Source organism: Cohnella herbarum (assembly GCF_012849095.1).
GTDB lineage: Bacteria > Bacillota > Bacilli > Paenibacillales > Paenibacillaceae > Cohnella > Cohnella herbarum.
In genome coordinates this window covers 6178706-6196447 of record NZ_CP051680.1, presented here as the reverse complement: position 1 = coordinate 6196447, position 17742 = coordinate 6178706, and the positions used below count along the sequence as shown (strand labels likewise).

At 49.1% G+C, this 17742-nt stretch carries 12 protein-coding genes; 1 reads left to right on the top strand and 11 read right to left on the bottom strand.

Annotated elements, in window-relative coordinates; all coding sequences use genetic code 11:
• Positions 1-806: 806 nt before the first annotated feature.
• From HH215_RS26375 to HH215_RS26330, 10 genes are all read right to left on the bottom strand, one after another.
• Entirely contained in the window at positions 807-3413 is a 2607-nt protein-coding gene (locus tag HH215_RS26375; RefSeq protein ID WP_169282592.1) for an AAA family ATPase, read from the bottom strand.
• A 329-nt stretch (positions 3414-3742) separates the two neighbouring features.
• Entirely contained in the window at positions 3743-4648 is a 906-nt protein-coding gene (rbsK, locus tag HH215_RS26370) for a ribokinase (RefSeq protein ID WP_169282591.1), read from the bottom strand.
• A gap of 23 nt (positions 4649-4671) precedes the next feature.
• On the bottom strand, positions 4672-5586 hold the full coding sequence (locus HH215_RS26365; protein WP_169282590.1) for a nucleoside hydrolase: 915 nt from the start codon (positions 5584-5586) through the stop codon (positions 4672-4674).
• Between the two features lie 88 nt (positions 5587-5674).
• Positions 5675-6256, bottom strand: a complete 582-nt coding sequence (locus HH215_RS26360) for a hypothetical protein (protein WP_169282589.1) — start codon at positions 6254-6256, stop codon at positions 5675-5677.
• A gap of 18 nt (positions 6257-6274) precedes the next feature.
• Positions 6275-7363: a glycoside hydrolase family protein gene (locus tag HH215_RS26355; RefSeq protein WP_169282588.1), complete on the bottom strand. Its 1089-nt coding sequence runs from the start codon at positions 7361-7363 to the stop codon at positions 6275-6277.
• A 41-nt stretch (positions 7364-7404) separates the two neighbouring features.
• Positions 7405-8277, bottom strand: a complete 873-nt coding sequence (locus HH215_RS26350) for a carbohydrate ABC transporter permease (protein ID WP_169282587.1) — start codon at positions 8275-8277, stop codon at positions 7405-7407.
• 12 nt (positions 8278-8289) lie between these two features.
• Positions 8290-9243 (bottom strand): ABC transporter permease, encoded by a 954-nt coding sequence (locus tag HH215_RS26345; RefSeq protein WP_217362239.1) that lies wholly within the window; start codon positions 9241-9243, stop codon positions 8290-8292.
• Positions 9244-9318: 75 nt separating this feature from the next.
• Positions 9319-11025 carry a type 2 periplasmic-binding domain-containing protein gene (locus HH215_RS26340; protein ID WP_169282586.1) on the bottom strand — a complete coding sequence of 569 codons (1707 nt, stop codon included), beginning with the start codon at positions 11023-11025 and terminating at the stop codon, positions 9319-9321.
• Between the two features lie 97 nt (positions 11026-11122).
• A complete protein-coding gene (locus HH215_RS26335; protein WP_169282585.1) occupies positions 11123-12802 on the bottom strand; it encodes a response regulator in 1680 nt (559 codons plus the stop codon).
• A 20-nt stretch (positions 12803-12822) separates the two neighbouring features.
• Entirely contained in the window at positions 12823-14586 is a 1764-nt protein-coding gene (locus HH215_RS26330; protein WP_169282584.1) for a sensor histidine kinase, read from the bottom strand.
• A gap of 243 nt (positions 14587-14829) precedes the next feature.
• Here HH215_RS26330 and HH215_RS26325 point away from each other — a divergent pair, with 243 nt between their 5' ends.
• A complete protein-coding gene (locus HH215_RS26325) occupies positions 14830-16260 on the top strand; it encodes a glycoside hydrolase family protein (protein ID WP_169282583.1) in 1431 nt (476 codons plus the stop codon).
• A 78-nt stretch (positions 16261-16338) separates the two neighbouring features.
• Here HH215_RS26325 and HH215_RS26320 read toward each other — a convergent pair whose 3' ends face one another.
• Complete coding sequence (locus HH215_RS26320) at positions 16339-17514, bottom strand: MFS transporter (protein WP_169282582.1); 1176 nt, start codon at positions 17512-17514, stop codon at positions 16339-16341.
• Positions 17515-17742 lie beyond the last annotated feature (228 nt).

Sequence of the window (17742 nt, the reverse complement as noted above, 5' to 3'; positions counted from 1 at the left end):
CCCTGCCTTTTGGAAAATAATAAAAGCACCACATGGGTGCTTAGACCTACATTTCTTGGACATATTTGTTGCACCTGAGCTTATATTTTGGAGTTATTTATGTGCCCAGTCCACTCAGCTACCTTCCGCGCGATCAAACACCAATGTCCTCCTTCGGATTCGGGTAATCGACAATTCCTCGCTCTGTAGCTCCCCAAACGAAACACGACCATTTCATGTCGGTTTCTTGTGTCGCAATTCTATATTCGGCTCAGGGGTATCCCATTCATGATAGAAGTTGCTGACGAAGATGATTCGCGGATGACGATCTTAGAGGTAGATAGTAAAGATACAAAAACATTAGCGCGATTATACAATAGTTATAACTCCTCTTCTATGGTATAGCGTACTCCTGATAGCATTAATGTAATCTAGAATATCTTTTTTCATATGTTTGTATACTTTTCTCACTTCGTTTTGCATTATATTTCTCCGCTCTGCACAACCATGATGACTGTTCTGTAAGTCAACTTCAATCAATCTGATATCCGCTAACAGTTGGTTAACTTGTAGCATTTGATATAAAGTACCGTTTTGATAAGCATGGTCAAGTTTTCTTATTAAGTCTCCCAATGTATCCCTTGCCAATGTGAAGCCGCTACCAACAGCATACCGGTATCCACTGATTTTTTTATCAAAATACCTATTTTATAATATTATTGATATTACAAACAAAATAAAAGGACAGTAAGGCATCTATTCGCCCTAACTGTCCTTTTATTAGTTAAACCAATCTGTTACTGCAATTCCCCAAGTAGTCGATTATCTTACCATGGTGAGTTGGATTTTTGTTTTTCTAGTTCTGATTTTTTAGTTTTTTTGATGGCATTTAATTCACCTCTAATTTCATAAAACTTTTTCCGATACGATTTTACAATCTCAATTGTAATTGGCTCTTCACGCATTGTATCACTACGATTATGCGCATCAATAAATCTAGAGAGTTGACCGTGCATATCTACTATTTTTCCCGCATTCATATCGTTCCATGGCACTTCGTTGAGGTTACTTACGCGTATATAGTCATCATGTCGTTGGATAGTTTTATTGAATAGAACTTGCTCTATCAGGGCTTCGCAACCACTCCTAAGCAAACTAAAACTATCAATAAGTTTTTGTTGCTGGTGCTGATGTTGATCATCTAAAAGACCTGCTTCAACAATTAATCGATCAACTTCTTGAGTTATTACTGCAAGAGTAGCAAGTTTAGGGCTGCTATTTGAAGATATCTTCCCTGGGCGATTTCCAACACGCTGAATCCAATGGGCTTCGTATGAAGTGTCAAGTTCTGAAGATATATCAGCAAGATAACTTAAAAAGACTTTATCATGAGTGAGGATTATTACTTGACGTCTTGAAGCTTCAATGACTAGCCTGCGAGCAATTTGTCTCTTTCTTACATGATCCAAAGATGTCACTGGGTCGTCAAATATGATTCCACTGTTCCGCTTATCGAGTGAAATCTCCGTCAAAAAATCGGCCAGCGCACAAACTCTTTGTTCTCCTTCACTTAATATCTTTCCCATTTTATGTTCAGCCGAAATGTTCAACCTCAATTCTTTGACCGTTGAACCACTTGCCCCTCTTGTAGTTATGGATACTCCAAAGTTACAATCCAATGCTTCACTTTCTTCAGCAAATTTACGTCTATATTCTTCAGTAACAATTTGATCGAATAGTTCTCTTTGTTTCGTTGTTATTTGCCGTCTAGGAAATGTTATTCCTTCACATGACTTTAGCCAAGACTGGTTTTTAACATACGCAATGACTTCTTCTTTTATTTGAGAGTATATTTTACAATGCGTAATTAGATTCAATTCATCTTCTAACTTTTTAATTTCTAACTCTGGATTGCCTAGTGCTTCAATTTGCTTTTTAATTTCTGATATCATAGTATTTAATTTCTCCATAAATAACGGTGCAATTCTCGGGTAATCATTTACTTCCAGACGCTCTGTTTTCTCCTTAATTTTTTCATTAATTACGAATGAATTCTCAATCTGTTCTTTTAGATGATTGAAATACTCCTCATCCATTTCTCTAACAATTCTTGCTCCTGGAGAATCAATATCGAATTTTGGAAACTCAATTTTTTCGAGTAGCTTTTTATGTTTCTCTAAGTTTTCTTTTGCAATTTTTAACTCAGTTAAAGATTTTCCTTCTAGAAAATACCAATAACGTTCAAATAGCGATAATTCCTCATTTCTTAGGCCTTGTTTACAAAGAGGGCATTTAGTCAAAGCAAATTTTGGATTGAGCTTCTTTTCATTGTCGAGTAAAATTTTGGCGGCACTAATGAGCGATTTCCACTCTTCAGATCCAGTAGTTAAGAACACTTCATCTCTGAACGAACTTTCTCCCATCTTTTTTGAAAGATCTGTTTTTTGATTAAATTCGTTAATATACGTTATTGAAGAGGTTATATACTCTAAGTTTAATATCGAATTAATATTCTCTAGTTTTTCAACTAACTCTTCGATTTCCTTAACCTCAAGGCTTAACTGTTTTTTCTTCGTTTCAACATCTAGCTTCCGAAGTTTTTGTAACTCTTCTTGTATAACTGCGGTTCGTTCAACATCACTTGCTGTATAATTCCATTGATTAATTTCTTCGATTGAAACCTTATGATCTAGTTCACTGCAAAACTTAGATATTACGCTTTCATTATCGAAACGGCTTACTGTTGGGTTCTGCGTTCTACGAAGTGTTTTTTCGTTGTCCAATTTCTTTTCTAAATCATTGAATGCCTCGATTACATATTCAAAAACCTTTAACTGAACTGGGGTAATCGTTAAATTCGATGTGCTATTAATATGTATTTGAACACTCGAAGAATCAAATACTGAAAATCTCTTCAAGATATCGTATTTCTCATCTTCTTTATAATTGATAATTTTTTGCTCTTCTCCAATAGTCACCCTAAAATCCGCTGAAGCCTTAGTTGATTTTGTAGTCTTTGTTTCTCTGAGATTTGGAAGTATACTCTTATCACCACGTGAGAAACAAGCAGAGCTAAGTAATCGTGAATAACCAGACTTACCAGACCCATTTTCACCGTATATTAAAGTAAGGTTTTTTCCAAATGCTAACTTTTGATCTGAAGGCAATGCATTGACATGCTTTAAATTAATTACATCTTTAAGATAAACTACTTGATCATGCTCCTCTGAGATATTTGTCTTGGAGACACTTTTAAAATTAATTGGGGTACGCTCATGCTTTTTCCCACTTACAAAGTCCTCCATTAATAATTTGTAAACTTCCTCTATTTTTTTATCATCAAGCTTACCCTCTTTAATTATAAAAAACCAAACTTGTTGTTCCCAATGTGGCCGTGAATCTAACCAGTTTTCCATATTACTTAAATCGAGCATCTTAACACCACCAAAATTTATTATTACTTGAACCTTTCTACATATTCCAACAAATTCCTCCATCAGAAACTAAAATAAGAGAACAGCTAAGATTATTATCTTAACTGTCCTCTTATATATTTAAACCAAATTGTTATTGCAAATCCACCAACTAAGTAAAATGTGTTCGTTTTTAGTAAGCTTGGTGGAGGAGAGTCGAACCCCTGTCCTCAGCGATAAGGAAGATATCAGCGTATATTCTGCTGATATACCGGCAAGCTTCAGCAACAATGCTTTCCTTAATTTTATTTATTTATTTATTTATATATTTTATTGCCTTAGTTATTCATTCAATCAATCTCTTCTATTGTAGGCATCCCCGCCTGAGCCCCAAACTTAGTCACCGACAGAGAAGCAGCCTTAACGGCGAATGCGAGCGATTGTTCGAGGCTCCACCCTGAAGCGAGACCGAACCCGAAAGCGGCATTCAAGCAATCGCCAGCCCCCGTACTATCCACAACTTCCACCATCGGGGCGGGGATTGTTACTGCGCTTCCATCCTTCCAATACGACGCACCATGCTTACCCCGAGTCAGTATGACCTTATGGCCATAACGTTGCTCCCAATCCGCCAACCCTTCTTGCCAAGCTTCCTGTCCGTCCGTTTCCTTGAACCCTCCGAGGCTGGCGAACTCGGTCTCGTTCGGAGTGATATAGTCGGCTAGCTTCAACAGATCTGTCGGCAAATCCCGTGCCGGAGCCGGATTCAATACCGTACGTACTCCAGTCGACTTGGCAATTCGCAGCGCCGCATGGACCGATTCCAACGGAATCTCCAATTGGACGAGCAGGAGATCGGCTTGCGTAATGAAACTCGCGGACTGCTCTACCCTCGACGGCGTCACCGCGCCGTTCGCCCCCGGAATAATGACGATGCAATTATCCTCGCTCGTATGCAGGATCGAGGCGATTCCGGTAGGCGTTCCCTCGATGATCCCGATTCCGTCCGTCCGGATGCCGTTGTCTTGCATGTTGGACATCATCTCAGATCCGAACATGTCGTCTCCGACAGCGCCGATCATATGCACCTCGGCGCCTAATCTGGCGCAGCCGAAGGCTTGGTTAGCGCCTTTGCCGCCGGGGATATAATGAATCGTCTTCCCGGATATCGTCTCGCCGATTGTCGGCATCCGTTCGGTCGAGACGACCATATCCATATTCAAGCTTCCTACGACCGCGATGCGGGGTCTTCTCATAACGAACACCTCTTAATCTTTGCTTAATCCGCAATCTTGCGGAATAGATCGCGGAACACTTCGTCCCGGCGAATGAAATTCACGCTCCGAATCAAGTGCCGGTAAGGATCCGTGCTCCATCTCAGATCTTCCGAGATGTGCGGACTGTGCGCCAGCGAGCTCCAACACCACTCCGGATTGTTAAGCCAAGCGATGACCGAAATATCCCAGATGACTCTAGAGTATCCAAAATGATCCTTCGCGCAGTTCTCGTACGTTTCGTATAAATAATCGCCGATCTCGCTCTTGCCCTTCACGTAATCCCGCAATTCGGACAGCGAGGTTTGAAGATGGGTCGCGACTCCGAGACAGGGTACGAGAACGAGAGGAACGCCGCAGTCGAATACGAGACGGGAAGCGTGCAAATCTTGCATAAGATTGAATTCTTTCGTGTCCGCCCAATGCAGCGCATTGCCTCCGAGCCATACGAGGACGATGCGTTCTATGATCCGCGGCTCCATCAGCAACGCGGATGCGACGTTCGTAATCGCGCCTATGGCTACGACATAGAGCGGATCGGATGGATCGCTGGCCATCGCGCGTTTTACTAAATCCCGTGCCGCTTCGCTCTCCACTGGGCGATCGGCTGCAGGCAAATAAGCCGTCGAACCGCGGTACACCGGGATGTCCTCTCGATTCAGGATTCGACGGATCTTGAGAATTTCCTGATAGCTTTTCTCCATTCCGTCGGCGGGGCCCGTCGACAGCTCGTTGTAGAAAGGCGCGGCGTACAGGGCTTCGACGGTCATATTCTCGGCCGACTTCAACGCATAGGCGATCGCGAATTGATCGTCGATTTCGTTAAAGGTGTCGGTATCGAGCACCATGCGGATTTGACGGCCGGGATGCTCCAACCGGCGGACCAATTGGTCCGCGGGAATCTTCGGAAATGAGATCATATGTGATTATACCCTCCATTATCTATCCATGTTGTATTCGTTCTTCGTGAGACTTGCTAGAACCTCAACCATAACCTCAATCCTAACTTCAGCCGTAAGCAACCTCGTCGTACCAAGGGAATTCTCCCTCGAAAGCCGCAGCCCGCTCGCAGAACGAGCGCGACCGTTCCAGGCTTAAGCCGTTCATCAAGCATAGAGCCATGGCGCCGACCCACGCTTCGAGATTGTCCCCGGATTCGAGCGCCACGATCGTGCCGGGGTTACCGCTCCATCGGGCGTCAGGGGTATGCACGAGAATATCGGCGAAATCTCCAACAGCCATCAAGGCATCGGCTTCGGAGAATGTTCTCCCCGAAATCCCCGTGCCCTTAAGCCCGATGATCACCTTAGCTCCCAACTCCCGGGCATAGGAAGCTGCTTTCGCTATCAGCTCGTCCGGCAGCGAACCATCCATCACGAGCATATCTCCCGGGAACAACCGGTGATATAACCTTTGCAGCTGTTTCACCGTCACTTCTCCCGGCATCCATCTCTCGCGAAGGAAGACGTGATTGTCCGAGAGCCAATCCGCCGTCCGTTCGTCAACGGCTCCCAAGAAATTCACGTCGGCTTTCATCCTTGCGGCGGCCACGGCGATTCCGGGCGCTTGCAGAACATAAATTCTGGACATCGCGATTCGCCTCCACGCTTACAGAGTAGGCAGTGCCAATTCTTGATAGTAAATCCGGTACGTCCATAGAAAATCCCGGTCCTTCAGCTCCGACACCGTCGTCGCCACGGGCAATATGCCTTGTCGAGCCAACCACCCATAAGCATCCTTCACGAGGCCCGCGTTATGGTTCCGCTCGTAACCGGTGTCCTTCCCGTCGACGTTGTAAACGGTTTGCCAGCCGCCTTCGTTGTTCTCGAAATCGGCGCGGGAAATGACCGACACCTGCGTATACGGAGCGATGAAGTCGGGGAAACGGGACTTATCGAAAGGCGTGCCTTCCCGGGTCAGGTAATACAGATCGTTGCTCTTGTCCCATACGATCGTCGGATTAAACGCGGCGATACTCCCTTCGCCGTCCCGATTGTCCATGCCGCCTTCGTGCATGGCGACCTCCTCGCCCATGATCGGATGATCGGCGTCGGATAGATCAAAATCCCTCCAGAACGTCCGGCACCCTTGCAGCCGTCGCTCGTATTCGTGAACCGTCTGCGAATACAGCATGCGGAATTTGCCTTTGCCGTCCAGCGACACGACGCTCGCCTGCCCGGCTCCCCAATGGAACATTTCGTCGTACGCAACGATCGGATTCCCAGCATATTTCACGAATGGACCTTCGATTTCCTTCGCGAAAGCAATGCCGATCTGGTTGTGGTAGCAATGGTGAATATCGCAGCCCAGGTAGACCATCATCCAGCTATAAGTCTCGCCCCGATAGCGGAATTCGCCTTTGATCACGTCCGGGTCGCATACATGGATGCAATCCCAGCCGAGCCGGTCGGGCTGAAGCACCCGAAATCGGTCTCCGAACGTCCAGCGTCCGTCCTCGAGCTTCCCTTTTCGCGCGTAAATGTCATCGATGACGAGCCCCGGCCACGTGTTGGCGCAATAGAAGACGTACATGGTCGTATCGTCCGTCAATACCGGAGAAGGACAGTAATTATAGATTCCGTCATTGTCATCGAACAATTGATAGGCCGGTCGTTCCTGCACATTCCGTTCTTGCACGTTCCGTTCTTGCACATTCAGTTCCGTCACATTCTGTTCCGTCATGTTCCGCTCCTTCATTTTCCACACTCCTCTTAACGAATCGTAATCGCCCTATCGCCTTAACCTTTAAGGGATCCCACCATGAATCCGGTCACGAAAAACCGCTGCAAGAACGGGTACACGAGCAAGATCGGTACGGTACTGATCATGATCGCGGCCATGCGGATCGTCTGAACGCTGATTTTCTTCTGCACTTGGGGAGGCACGTATTGGCTATTCGAGATCACGTCCGCTTCCCGGATCATTTTCATCAAGAACAGCTGTAATGGCATTAAATCTCCCTTGGTCGTGAAGATCATCGCGTCGAAGAACGAGTTCCAATGCCCGACCGCGTTCCATAACGCCACGGTTGCGAGTACGGGAGCCGACAGCGGAATGAACAAAGCAAGGAAAATACGGAAATCGCCCGCCCCGTCCACCGTCGCCGATTCATGGATTTCCTCCGGAATTTCCCTGAAGAAGGAGCTGAAGATAATCATGTTGAAGACGGAGAACAAGGTCGGAATCACGTATACCCAGAAGGAATTAATGAGGTGCAGGTTCTTCAACACCAAGAAATAGGGAATCAGTCCGCCTCCGAAAAAAAGCGTAATCAAGTGAATCCAGTAATAGGGACCGCGAGCGATCAAGTTCTTGCGGGACATGGCATAAGCCACCATGGCGGTAAAAAATACGCTCGTAACGGTACCGATGACGGTCCGCAGAATGCTGATCTTGAACCCGGTGTACAGCCGATCGTCTTGCAAGACGACTTGGTAGTTAGCCAGGCTGAACTCTCTCGGAAACAAGAAGATGCCGCCTCGCATATAGTCGTTGCCGTCGTTGAAGGATCCTATCAGGACGAAATAGACGGGATAGATCGTGACAAGGCAGAAGATCGCCAGGAAGGCGTAATTGCAAATCGTGAACAAATCGAACCGTTTGGTTGCCATACGCGTCCCCTCCTAGAAAATACCGCGCCCGGCGATTTTTTTGCTGATCAGATGACCGCCCACGAGCAGGATCAACGCAACCGCCGATTTGAACAAGCCGACCGCCGTCGTATACGAATAACGCATCTGCGTAATTCCGATCTTGTAGACGAAAGTGTCGATCACTTCGCTTCGTTCCAGGTTTAACGGCGTTTGGAAAACCCACAGCTGATCAAAGGAAGAGTTGAGCAGATTGCTGACGGACAGCAGGAAGAAGACGATAATCGTACCGGAGATCGAGGGCAGCGTAATGTGCCAGATTCGTCTGAACCGCCCCGCTCCGTCGATGGTTGCCGCTTCGTATAAGGTAGGGTCTATGGAGGTGATCGCCGCCAAATAGATGATAGATCCCCAACCGAGTCCCTTGATAATCGACGTGATGATGATCAGAGGCCAGAACGCGTTCGGTTCGCCGAGCAACGATACCGGCTCGCTGATGATGCCGAGCTTGAGCAGAGCGGACACGATGACTCCCGTCTCCACGGACAACATGTTGATGATGATGCCGCCGAAGACGATCCACGAGATAAAATGCGGAAAATAGGTGATAGATTGCACGATCTTCTTGAACCGCTTGTGCGCGATCTCGCTGATGAGTATCGCGAATATAATCGGTGCCGGAAAGTTGATCAACAGCTGAAGCAAGTTCAGGCCGATCGTATTGAGCAGAATATCCCGGAATTGATAATCGTGGATGAATTCTTTGAAATAATCCCAGCCGATCCATGGCGCCTCGGTCAAGCTTCTCATCAGGTTAACGGAGTAATCCGCCTTCTTGAAAGCGATGACGATGCCGAACATAGGGGCGTAATTGAACGCGAGAACGAAGACGATTCCGCATAAGGCCATGACCTGGATTTGCCATTGTTTAAGAAAACGAACGATTAAGCTTTGACGAGGCTTTGCCAGCGCTGTCGAAGAATGCAAGTGAAGAGCCCCCTTTCCGTTTCATGAAAGTCCGTGCCGACATCGGAACGACGTCGGCACGAACGAGCATAGACATTATTTGCGGAATAGCGGCCACGAGCGCTCGATATTGAGAGCTTCTTTGGCGCCTTGGAACAATTCGTTGTTGTACTCGTCGAGCTCCGCTCTGCCCATCTCGTCCATCTTGGCGAGCGTATCTTCGTAGACCGCGCGGGCTTTCTCTTCCGACTCCGCCATAATGATTCTCGGTAGCTCCTTGCCCCAGAACAAAGATAGACGGTTGCCGGTTTCCAGCATTCGGTCGCGGTTCGGGTGATCCGGGTTCGGCTTTCCTCCCGCTGCGCTCGTGTCGTAGCTGTACTGAACGAGCGATTTCTTCATGTTCTTCTCCGCGAGATAGATATCGACCGGCTTCTCCGGCAGCGGGAACAAGTCCTTAACGGAATACCAGTCCATCAGCAGGTTGAAGCCCATGCCCCACTTCTTCTCGGAGCCGTCGCCTTTGGCGAGCGCGTCTTGATATTGTTGCGTCCATTGGATCGTGCCGTCCGCGTTATACGTGTACGTCTCGTTCTCCCAACCGAAGTGAACCATGTGCTGGCCTTCTTTGCTGTTCAGGAAAGCGAGCAATTTGGCGATCCGTTCGTGCGCTTTGGAATCTTTGCCGACCATCGAGACCAACCATCCGAATCCGCGAATGTCGGTCAGGACGGGATCTTCGCCTTCGTAGTTGCGCAACGCGAACGACTCGTATTGCGCGTTGTTGTCGGCCGTATACAGCGTCCTCATCGGATCGGCGAAATCTTGCGGCGCGGTTAAGCTCGCGAACACTCGGCCGCTGGCGATTTTCTCGACGATCTGATCCCGTTTGTCCGTAAAATTGTCTTTGGAGACCAAACCTCTGCGATACGCTTCGTTCAGGAATTTGATGACTTCCCAATATTTCGGATCGTAGGTGCGGTTGATCAGCTTGCCGTCGTTATTCTCGTAAGGGACGGCGAAATATTCGTTCAGCCAATTCGCGGAGTTGTTGCCGTTCGCCGTGAACTCGTATAATTGCAACGGAATCAGCGGTTTGCCGTCGTAGGTTTTCACTTCGTTCTTGACGCGTTCGAGAACGTCCAGAAACTTATCCGCGGTAGAGATATCCGGTCTTCCGAGCTGTTCGTAGATATCCTTGCGCAGCGTGAACGCGCTGTTCGGCTCCAGTTGCTCCCCCGGCTTAAGCGCAAAGCTCGAGTAAGCATAGTTAGGCAGGGCATAGGTTTTGCCGTCCGATTCTTTGTACCAATTGAAGATATCCTCGTAGGGTTTGAAATCCGGAACGTACTTCTCGATGAGTTCGTTGATCGAAACCAAATATCCGCCTTTGGCGAGCTTGGTCTTGTAGTCCAACCATGATTCGACCGTCACCAAGTCGGGAATCTCTCCCGTGGCGATCATCGCCGACATCTGATCGGAACCGTCTCCGGCCGGCGTGATGAAGTTGATGTTCAGACCGAAGCGATCGCGGATGTATTGCGAGAATTTGTCTTTTCCGTAGTCGCCTGGATATTTCCACCACGACAGGTTGACGTACCAATCGATATCGAGCACGTCGTCGTAACCTTCCTTGGGCGCCTCTCCCGTGCCCGTATTCGCGGCAGTTGCGCTGGATGCGGGGGATTGCGATCCCGTTGCATTGCCTGAACCGTCGTTATTGCCGGAGCAGCCGGCGAGTATGATCGAGATAACCATAATGAGACTGAGTAGTACGATCGTCGATTTCTGTGTAGGATTCATTCGTGAGCCTCCCTTATGGAATCGGTGAAGTCGGCTAGGCCTATAACCGTAACCCAATTGTAAGCCGGTCGCTTAAGGGCGATCTACTTCGATCTTTTTACTTGCGCGGCTCTCTTCCGTTTACATTCAACTGTTCCCGGTACTCTTGGGGAGTGAGCTTCATCGCTTTTTTGAAAAAACGGTAGAAATAATGATCGGAGAGGAAGCCGACCGCTTGGGAGATATCCTGAATCCGGTATTGCGGTTCCGCGAGCAATTGCTTCGCCTTAGCCAGCTTCAATTCCATGATCGTCTCGGATAAGCCCTTCCCCGCCTTCTGCTTATACAGCCGCGACAAATAGGACGGGTTATGCCCGATGGAGAAGGCCATCGTCTTCAGAGACAGGTCTCCCCCCAGATTGGCCGCCAGATAAGCGTGGATGCTCTGCACGATCCGGTTTTCTTCGCTTTCCTCGGCATGCACGTGTTCTGTGAAAATATATTCGGCGATCGTCCGCAATTGCTCGCGTTGCCGTTCCCAAGGATCGAGCTGACCCGAATCATAGCCTTCCTTGACCTCTGCTATCGGATCCGGGAGGCTCTCGATGCGTAGCTTCTCCAAATAACCGTACAGGATGGAGAAGACCGAGCTGGCGATCTGCACGCAAACCATCGGCTGCTTGGAACGTTTGGCTTTATCCCCGGTGAGGATGAGGAAGTCCAGCTTCCGGAAAAACTCTTCCTTGTTCTTGTGATCCAAACAATAGCCGAGATGCTCGTAGTGCTTGAACACTTCATGCTGAAGGGAGCGGACCGGATTCGTCTCGTCGTCTTCCGGCAACGTATCCGGTTCCATGTACAGCAGCTGCTTCTTGACAGTCGATTTGACTCGGCCGAGCAATTGCTCGAGCTCTCCGCCGAGCTCCTGCCATTCGACGGGATGATTGCCGATCGCGAAGGATAACGGAAGGTGCAGGAGATCGAGGCAGGAGGATTGGATGCATTCGAACGTCCCGTATACGAAGTGGGCAGTCATCGTCATGTTCTCGTTGCGCAGCCGTTCGATCCATGGCTCCGCCTTCGACTGTATGAACCACACGATCCGGAAGCGATCGTGGATGAAGGAATAATGCATGGTCGACAGCGACAAGTATTCGTTGGAAATATTCTGAACCGCATAGAGCAGCAGCGAACGGGAGTAGTGGGAGAAATCCGCGGGCCACTCGTCAATTTTGCCTACGGCGACGAATACCGGCTTGTCCTGGGACAAAGGAATATTCAACTGCTCCAGCTGACTTTCCAGCGATTGGAGCGCTTGCTTATCGCCGATCAGCAGGCTTTCCAGAAACTCCCGTTGAAGCGCGGGCAATGCCTGCTTGAGCTCTTTCTTCGCGTCCTCCAGGACGTTCATCATCTCTTTCTCTTCGCGGATTGTCTCGATCGCTTGATAGACCGAGCCGATAATGACGTCGTCCGTCTCGGTCTTCAGGATATAGTTCACGGAACCGCTTCGAATGGCTTCCTGCGCGTAGTTGAATTCGTCATAGCCGGACAGGAAGATGACCTTGCAATAAGGCCATCTGGCGGCAATGATTTTCTGCAGCTCGAGTCCCGTCATGCCGGGCATCCGGATGTCGGTAATCACGATATCCATCTTCGTCGTCATTAAGACGTTCAGCGCTTCCGCCGCGGAATAGACTCCCGTCGCTTCCAAGTCCGGATGTTTGTCCGGATTGAACAATTCCACGAGTCCGTTAACGACGTATTCTTCGTTGTCTACGATCAATAATCGGTACATCGTCTTTTCCTCCTCATTCGTTAGCTTCTTGCGAACGGCAGTCGAATCGTAACTTGAAGTCCCCCAAGCTCGCTTCTTCCGACCGATAAGCCGGACGATTCGCCGAATTTAAGCTGAAGCCGGCGGTGGATATTGACCATCCCCGTCGTCTCGATGTCCCGCTTCGTTTCCGTCATCATCGCGTCGAGCTCCGCGAGCCTCTCGTCGGTTAAGCCGTTGCCGTTATCCCTGATATGGATCAGGAGATGGCCCTCGTCCAGCTCTGAATCTATTTTCAATACTCCTATGTTCAGATGATCTTCCAACCCGTATTCGAACGCGTTCTCCACGATCGGCTGCAAGATCAGCCTCGGCACTTCCAAGCTCTCGACTTCGGCGGGAAGCGGATGAAGGGCCACCGACAACTTACTGCCGAACCGTAACTTCTGAATGCCGATATAGGCCTCGATATGCGCCATCTCTTCGCTGAGGCGAACTTCATCCTCCTTGTTGCGCGTAATAAAGCGGAAAAACTGGCCTAAATGCTGAGTCAGCTTCTTCGCGTTGTCCATATCGTCCAACTGGATGATCCGATTCAACAGAAACAGGATGTTATAGAGGAAGTGGGGATTGATTTGCGCTTGCAGTTGCTTCAGCTCCGCCCGGTTGAGCCGCAGCTCCTGTTCGAAGACGTCCTTAATCAACTGCTGCAGCCTGCCCGACATCTTGTTGAATTGCTGATATAAGTAGTTGAACTCGTCCTTGCGATCGTAGGTCAGCAAGGCGTTGAAATCGCCCTTCTCCAGCCGTCGGAAAGCCCCGGTTAATCTGTACATCGGTTGATGGACCAGCTTGTAGATCCAGGTGGAGAAGATCACCATGACCAGGAGCGAAGTAACGGCTAGCAACAAGTAAAGCTGCTTATACCATTTGATCGGACCGAGGAAGCTGTTCTCCGGTACGTAGACGACCAACGAAGCGTCCAGCAGCTCGGAAGATTCGTAAGCGTAAATGTAGGGCTTGTCTCCGATCATGAACCTGCCGATTCCGCGTTGAGGCTCTTTCGCGTCCTTGCCCAGCTGAAGCATTGAAAGCAACTCGTGTAAGGGCATATCCTGCCTCGGCAGAGAACCCAGAGACCATGCGCCCGAATGGTCGACGATCAACGATTCTCCGCCGTTATACGTGGCTACTTCCCTTAAGGACCGCTCCATATTCGCCCTGGAGAGGACAACCTCGAGCCAGAGTTTGGCCGACATTTCGTTAGGTCCCGGCTTCGGGTATCTCTCCCCGAGGATGAGCCGGTCTCCGAGCGGATAGATTCGCTTGCCCGATTCGTATAGCCGTTCGAGCGCCCGCACTTCTTCCGCGGGCAGCTCTTTGTTGACGATATGATTATGGATCGTCGTGCCCAAGTCGGGGATGTATAGCTTCAATTCTTGCACGAACAAGCTGGAGGCTTGAAACTGTTGCAATCTCCGCTCGATGTCCTGAATCGAATAGACGAAGTCGGCATCCGAATAGATCATGTGGAACATCATCAAGTCCTGGACTTCGTTGTCCAGAATGTACTGCTGCTTCATTCGAATAACCCGCTCCATCTCCAGCTCGAAGGAGCTTAAGTAGAAGCGGGCGTTCGATTTCAGCGAATTGGTAATCTCCTTCGACACGGAGGACTCTCCCGACCGATTGATCAGCATGCTGACGAGCAAGATCGGAAGGATAGCCAGAAGAAAAGATACAAGCAGCTTCTGAAAAATGTTGAAACCCGATGTCGGCACCCGCTTGAAAGGCAGCCATCTCATAGTTGTCCCTACCTACTTTCCGCGACTCTCTCTATCCTCAGTATGGCACGATTGCGGCCGAATTCCTCTATCTTTTGTTTACATCTTATCATGCGCCTAGGTAAACAAAAGACAGTCAATAGATCAAAGTAGACCGGCCCTGATCGCGACGGCTAAGATGAAAGCATGCGGTTCCCGGGTCCGCTATTGCGTTAAACCTATTAATCGCGTTAACTACGTTATTCCATAGGGAGGATGTCCATCGTGAGAAAAAGCAAAGTGTCGCTGATCGTCCTATTAACGATATTAATTGCCGTCATTCCTTTATCTAGCGCAAGCGCGGCCGTCGAATGGAACAAAGCTACGTTAAGCAAGGTATACGATCCGGCAGGCGAACGGTATTCGTATGCCCCTTCCGTCATTCGCGACGGCGATGTCGAGCATATGTGGACCTGCCATAACGATGCCGACGGCGTCGTCAAGGATCATATCTACTATACTCGAATCGAAAACGGAGTCGTTACGCAATCGGAATCCGTCCTGCAGGCGGGAGCCGAGGGGACATGGGACAGCATGCACGTATGCGATCCGAGCGTCGTCGCGGGGAAATTCAATTATGGCGGAACGGAGTACGATTACGCGCTATTCTACTTGGGCAACGACGTGAACGGAAGCGCCCACAATCAGATCGGCGTCGCCTTCTCCGATGAGTTGTCGGGAGATTGGGTGAAGTATCCGAACCCGGTCGTGGCGTATCCGAACGACGGTTTCTGGGGTGTCGGCCAGCCTTCGGCGACGAGCATAGACGGACAAGGAAGGATTATGCTGTTCTTCACGCAAGGAGACCCGACCGCGACGGGGGCGTATCGTATCGATATGAACCTGAATCAAATGGCCAATCCGGTCATCGGACCCGCTGTCCGATTAACGAACGAAGGCTTGGTCAACGCGAGCGGCCAACCCGACTTCCTTAACAACTTCGACATCGCGTACGATCCGAGCCGGGATCGCTTTGTCGCCATCAGGGAGCTGCATCCATACCCAACAAGCAACCCGAATTATATTGCCGATAGCCAGCAAATCGTCAGCATCGACGGCGGTTCGGTATGGGGCGGAGGCGGACAATGGAAGATCGAAGGAACGCTTAGCCCTTCGACGACGAACTTTCCGAGGAATCATAACGGAGGATTGCTGCGCACCGCGCATGGCACGCTTCCGGATCCTAACGCGATCGAGGCGTATTTTACGGACAGCGATGCGGCTCCGAATCTGACCGGAAGAGCGGAGTATACTTACGACGTCTGGAAAATCTCGGGCAAGCTGACCGACGGCGACGTCGTGCTCGAGCAAACGATAGAGGGCTTCAAGAGCAAACACCTCTTCGTTGCCAAGTTGACTGAAAATCTGAATACGAATGAATTTCTATTGCACGGAAAGATAGATCCGAAGGGCTTGAAGAAGTGGAAGAATCAGACGATCTGGATCGGCTATCGGATCTTCGATGCCAAGGGCGACTTGATCGAAGCCGGCACGGCTTATCGCGATCGTATCGCTCAGGACGGTTCCTTCGCGATTCCGATGATCAAGCCCCAACTCTCCAACGGCCAGTCTGCTAAGCTCGAGGTGTATCTCCTATCGGGGAAAGGTAAAACGATCGAGACTGCGGAGAAAAAGATAACTATTAGTTTGTCGTAAAATACGGAAGACACCCGCGGAGATTTCCGCGGGTGTTTCGGGATGAGACAGCTCCTTTGGCACGAGACTTTATGCGATTTAAACAACCTTCTTGGATGCGGATGCAAAATAAACCAAGAACGCGAAGCAAACGACCGCAATGAATCCGAATCCTCCGAAAATATCCATTTGGACGGAGAAATAACCAAACCCTATTCCCGTAGCGCTAAGAACCGCATTTTCCCCTAAGGACTGGAAAGAACCGATGGTCGCCCTCATGGAGGAATCCGTTCGGTGATGCAAATACCCGCCAGCCAGCGGTTCGATCAGGCCCGCGAACAGACAGATAAGACCTATCGCCGCCAAACCGCTGTAGTCTTTCACGACAGAGACGTAAATAAAGCCTGCAGCGAATACGGCCAGAGCGCCTAACAGCAAGCTTCTGTAGCTGAACAGGTTTTTCAGGAAGTGCGCAAGAAGATTGCCCGGCAGTCTGAGCAGGAAGATCGCGGCCGAGAACAACCCGAAATAGAGGACCGGAATTCCTAACCTGTCCAAGTAGGTCTGCCAGAATTCGTCGATGAAATTTATGGCTGCCCCCATCACCATTCCCGATAATACTACAATACGCACCCCCGGGTTGTCTCGAAAGAAGCGTATGGAAGCCGCAACATAGGCACGCATCGGAATGGAGGAGTCATCCTCGCTATCGCCGCTCACTGCGGGTTCAACCAACGTAAGCGTTAGGACCAGGGCCACAACCATGCTAACCAGAGAAATCCAATAGTTTAGATCGTATCCCCAGCGACTAGCCAATAAACTCCCGCATAGAGCGGCAATGATTATAGAGACGATATCGAGCGCATTTAAACGGCCCAAGTACTTCTCGAACGACTTTTCCTTACCGGCGGCCAATAAGGAATCATACAGCAAGGCATTTTCCGCCCCGCTGCTCGCGGAGCTGCCAATCGCCGCCAGAATAACGACAAGCGCGAAGTGCCAGAATTCCGTGGCGAACACTAAGATCAGAAACTCGCAGCATCCCATTAAAGCAGATAATACGATCATTCGTTTCCGGCCCCATTTGTCGGCGATGATTCCGGTAGGCACTTCAAGCAAAACAATCGTAATCGCAAAAATAATCTCCGCGTACACGACCATCTGGATAGTCATGCCTCTCTCTTCCCAATACAACCTCTCAATGACATAAGCAGGGATCAAATTGAAAAAGAAGCGGACAGCGAACAATTTCCATACATTCGGCATATAAACCATCGTCGAGCTCCCCTCGTCTCGGATTGAAATGATCTCAATCACGGCGGGGAGGAGGCGCTCGCGAACTATTCGATATTAAAGATTAACAGGGCGGTCTCGCATAGGTCATGTCGTTGCCTCCTTTGTCGTCTAGTCTCTGCGTTTCGCTATCATGTTCTTCTAATATAACATTATATCGTAGTGTAAAGATTCTCGCCCGCGTCGTATCCCAACACCCATTCGTTAATC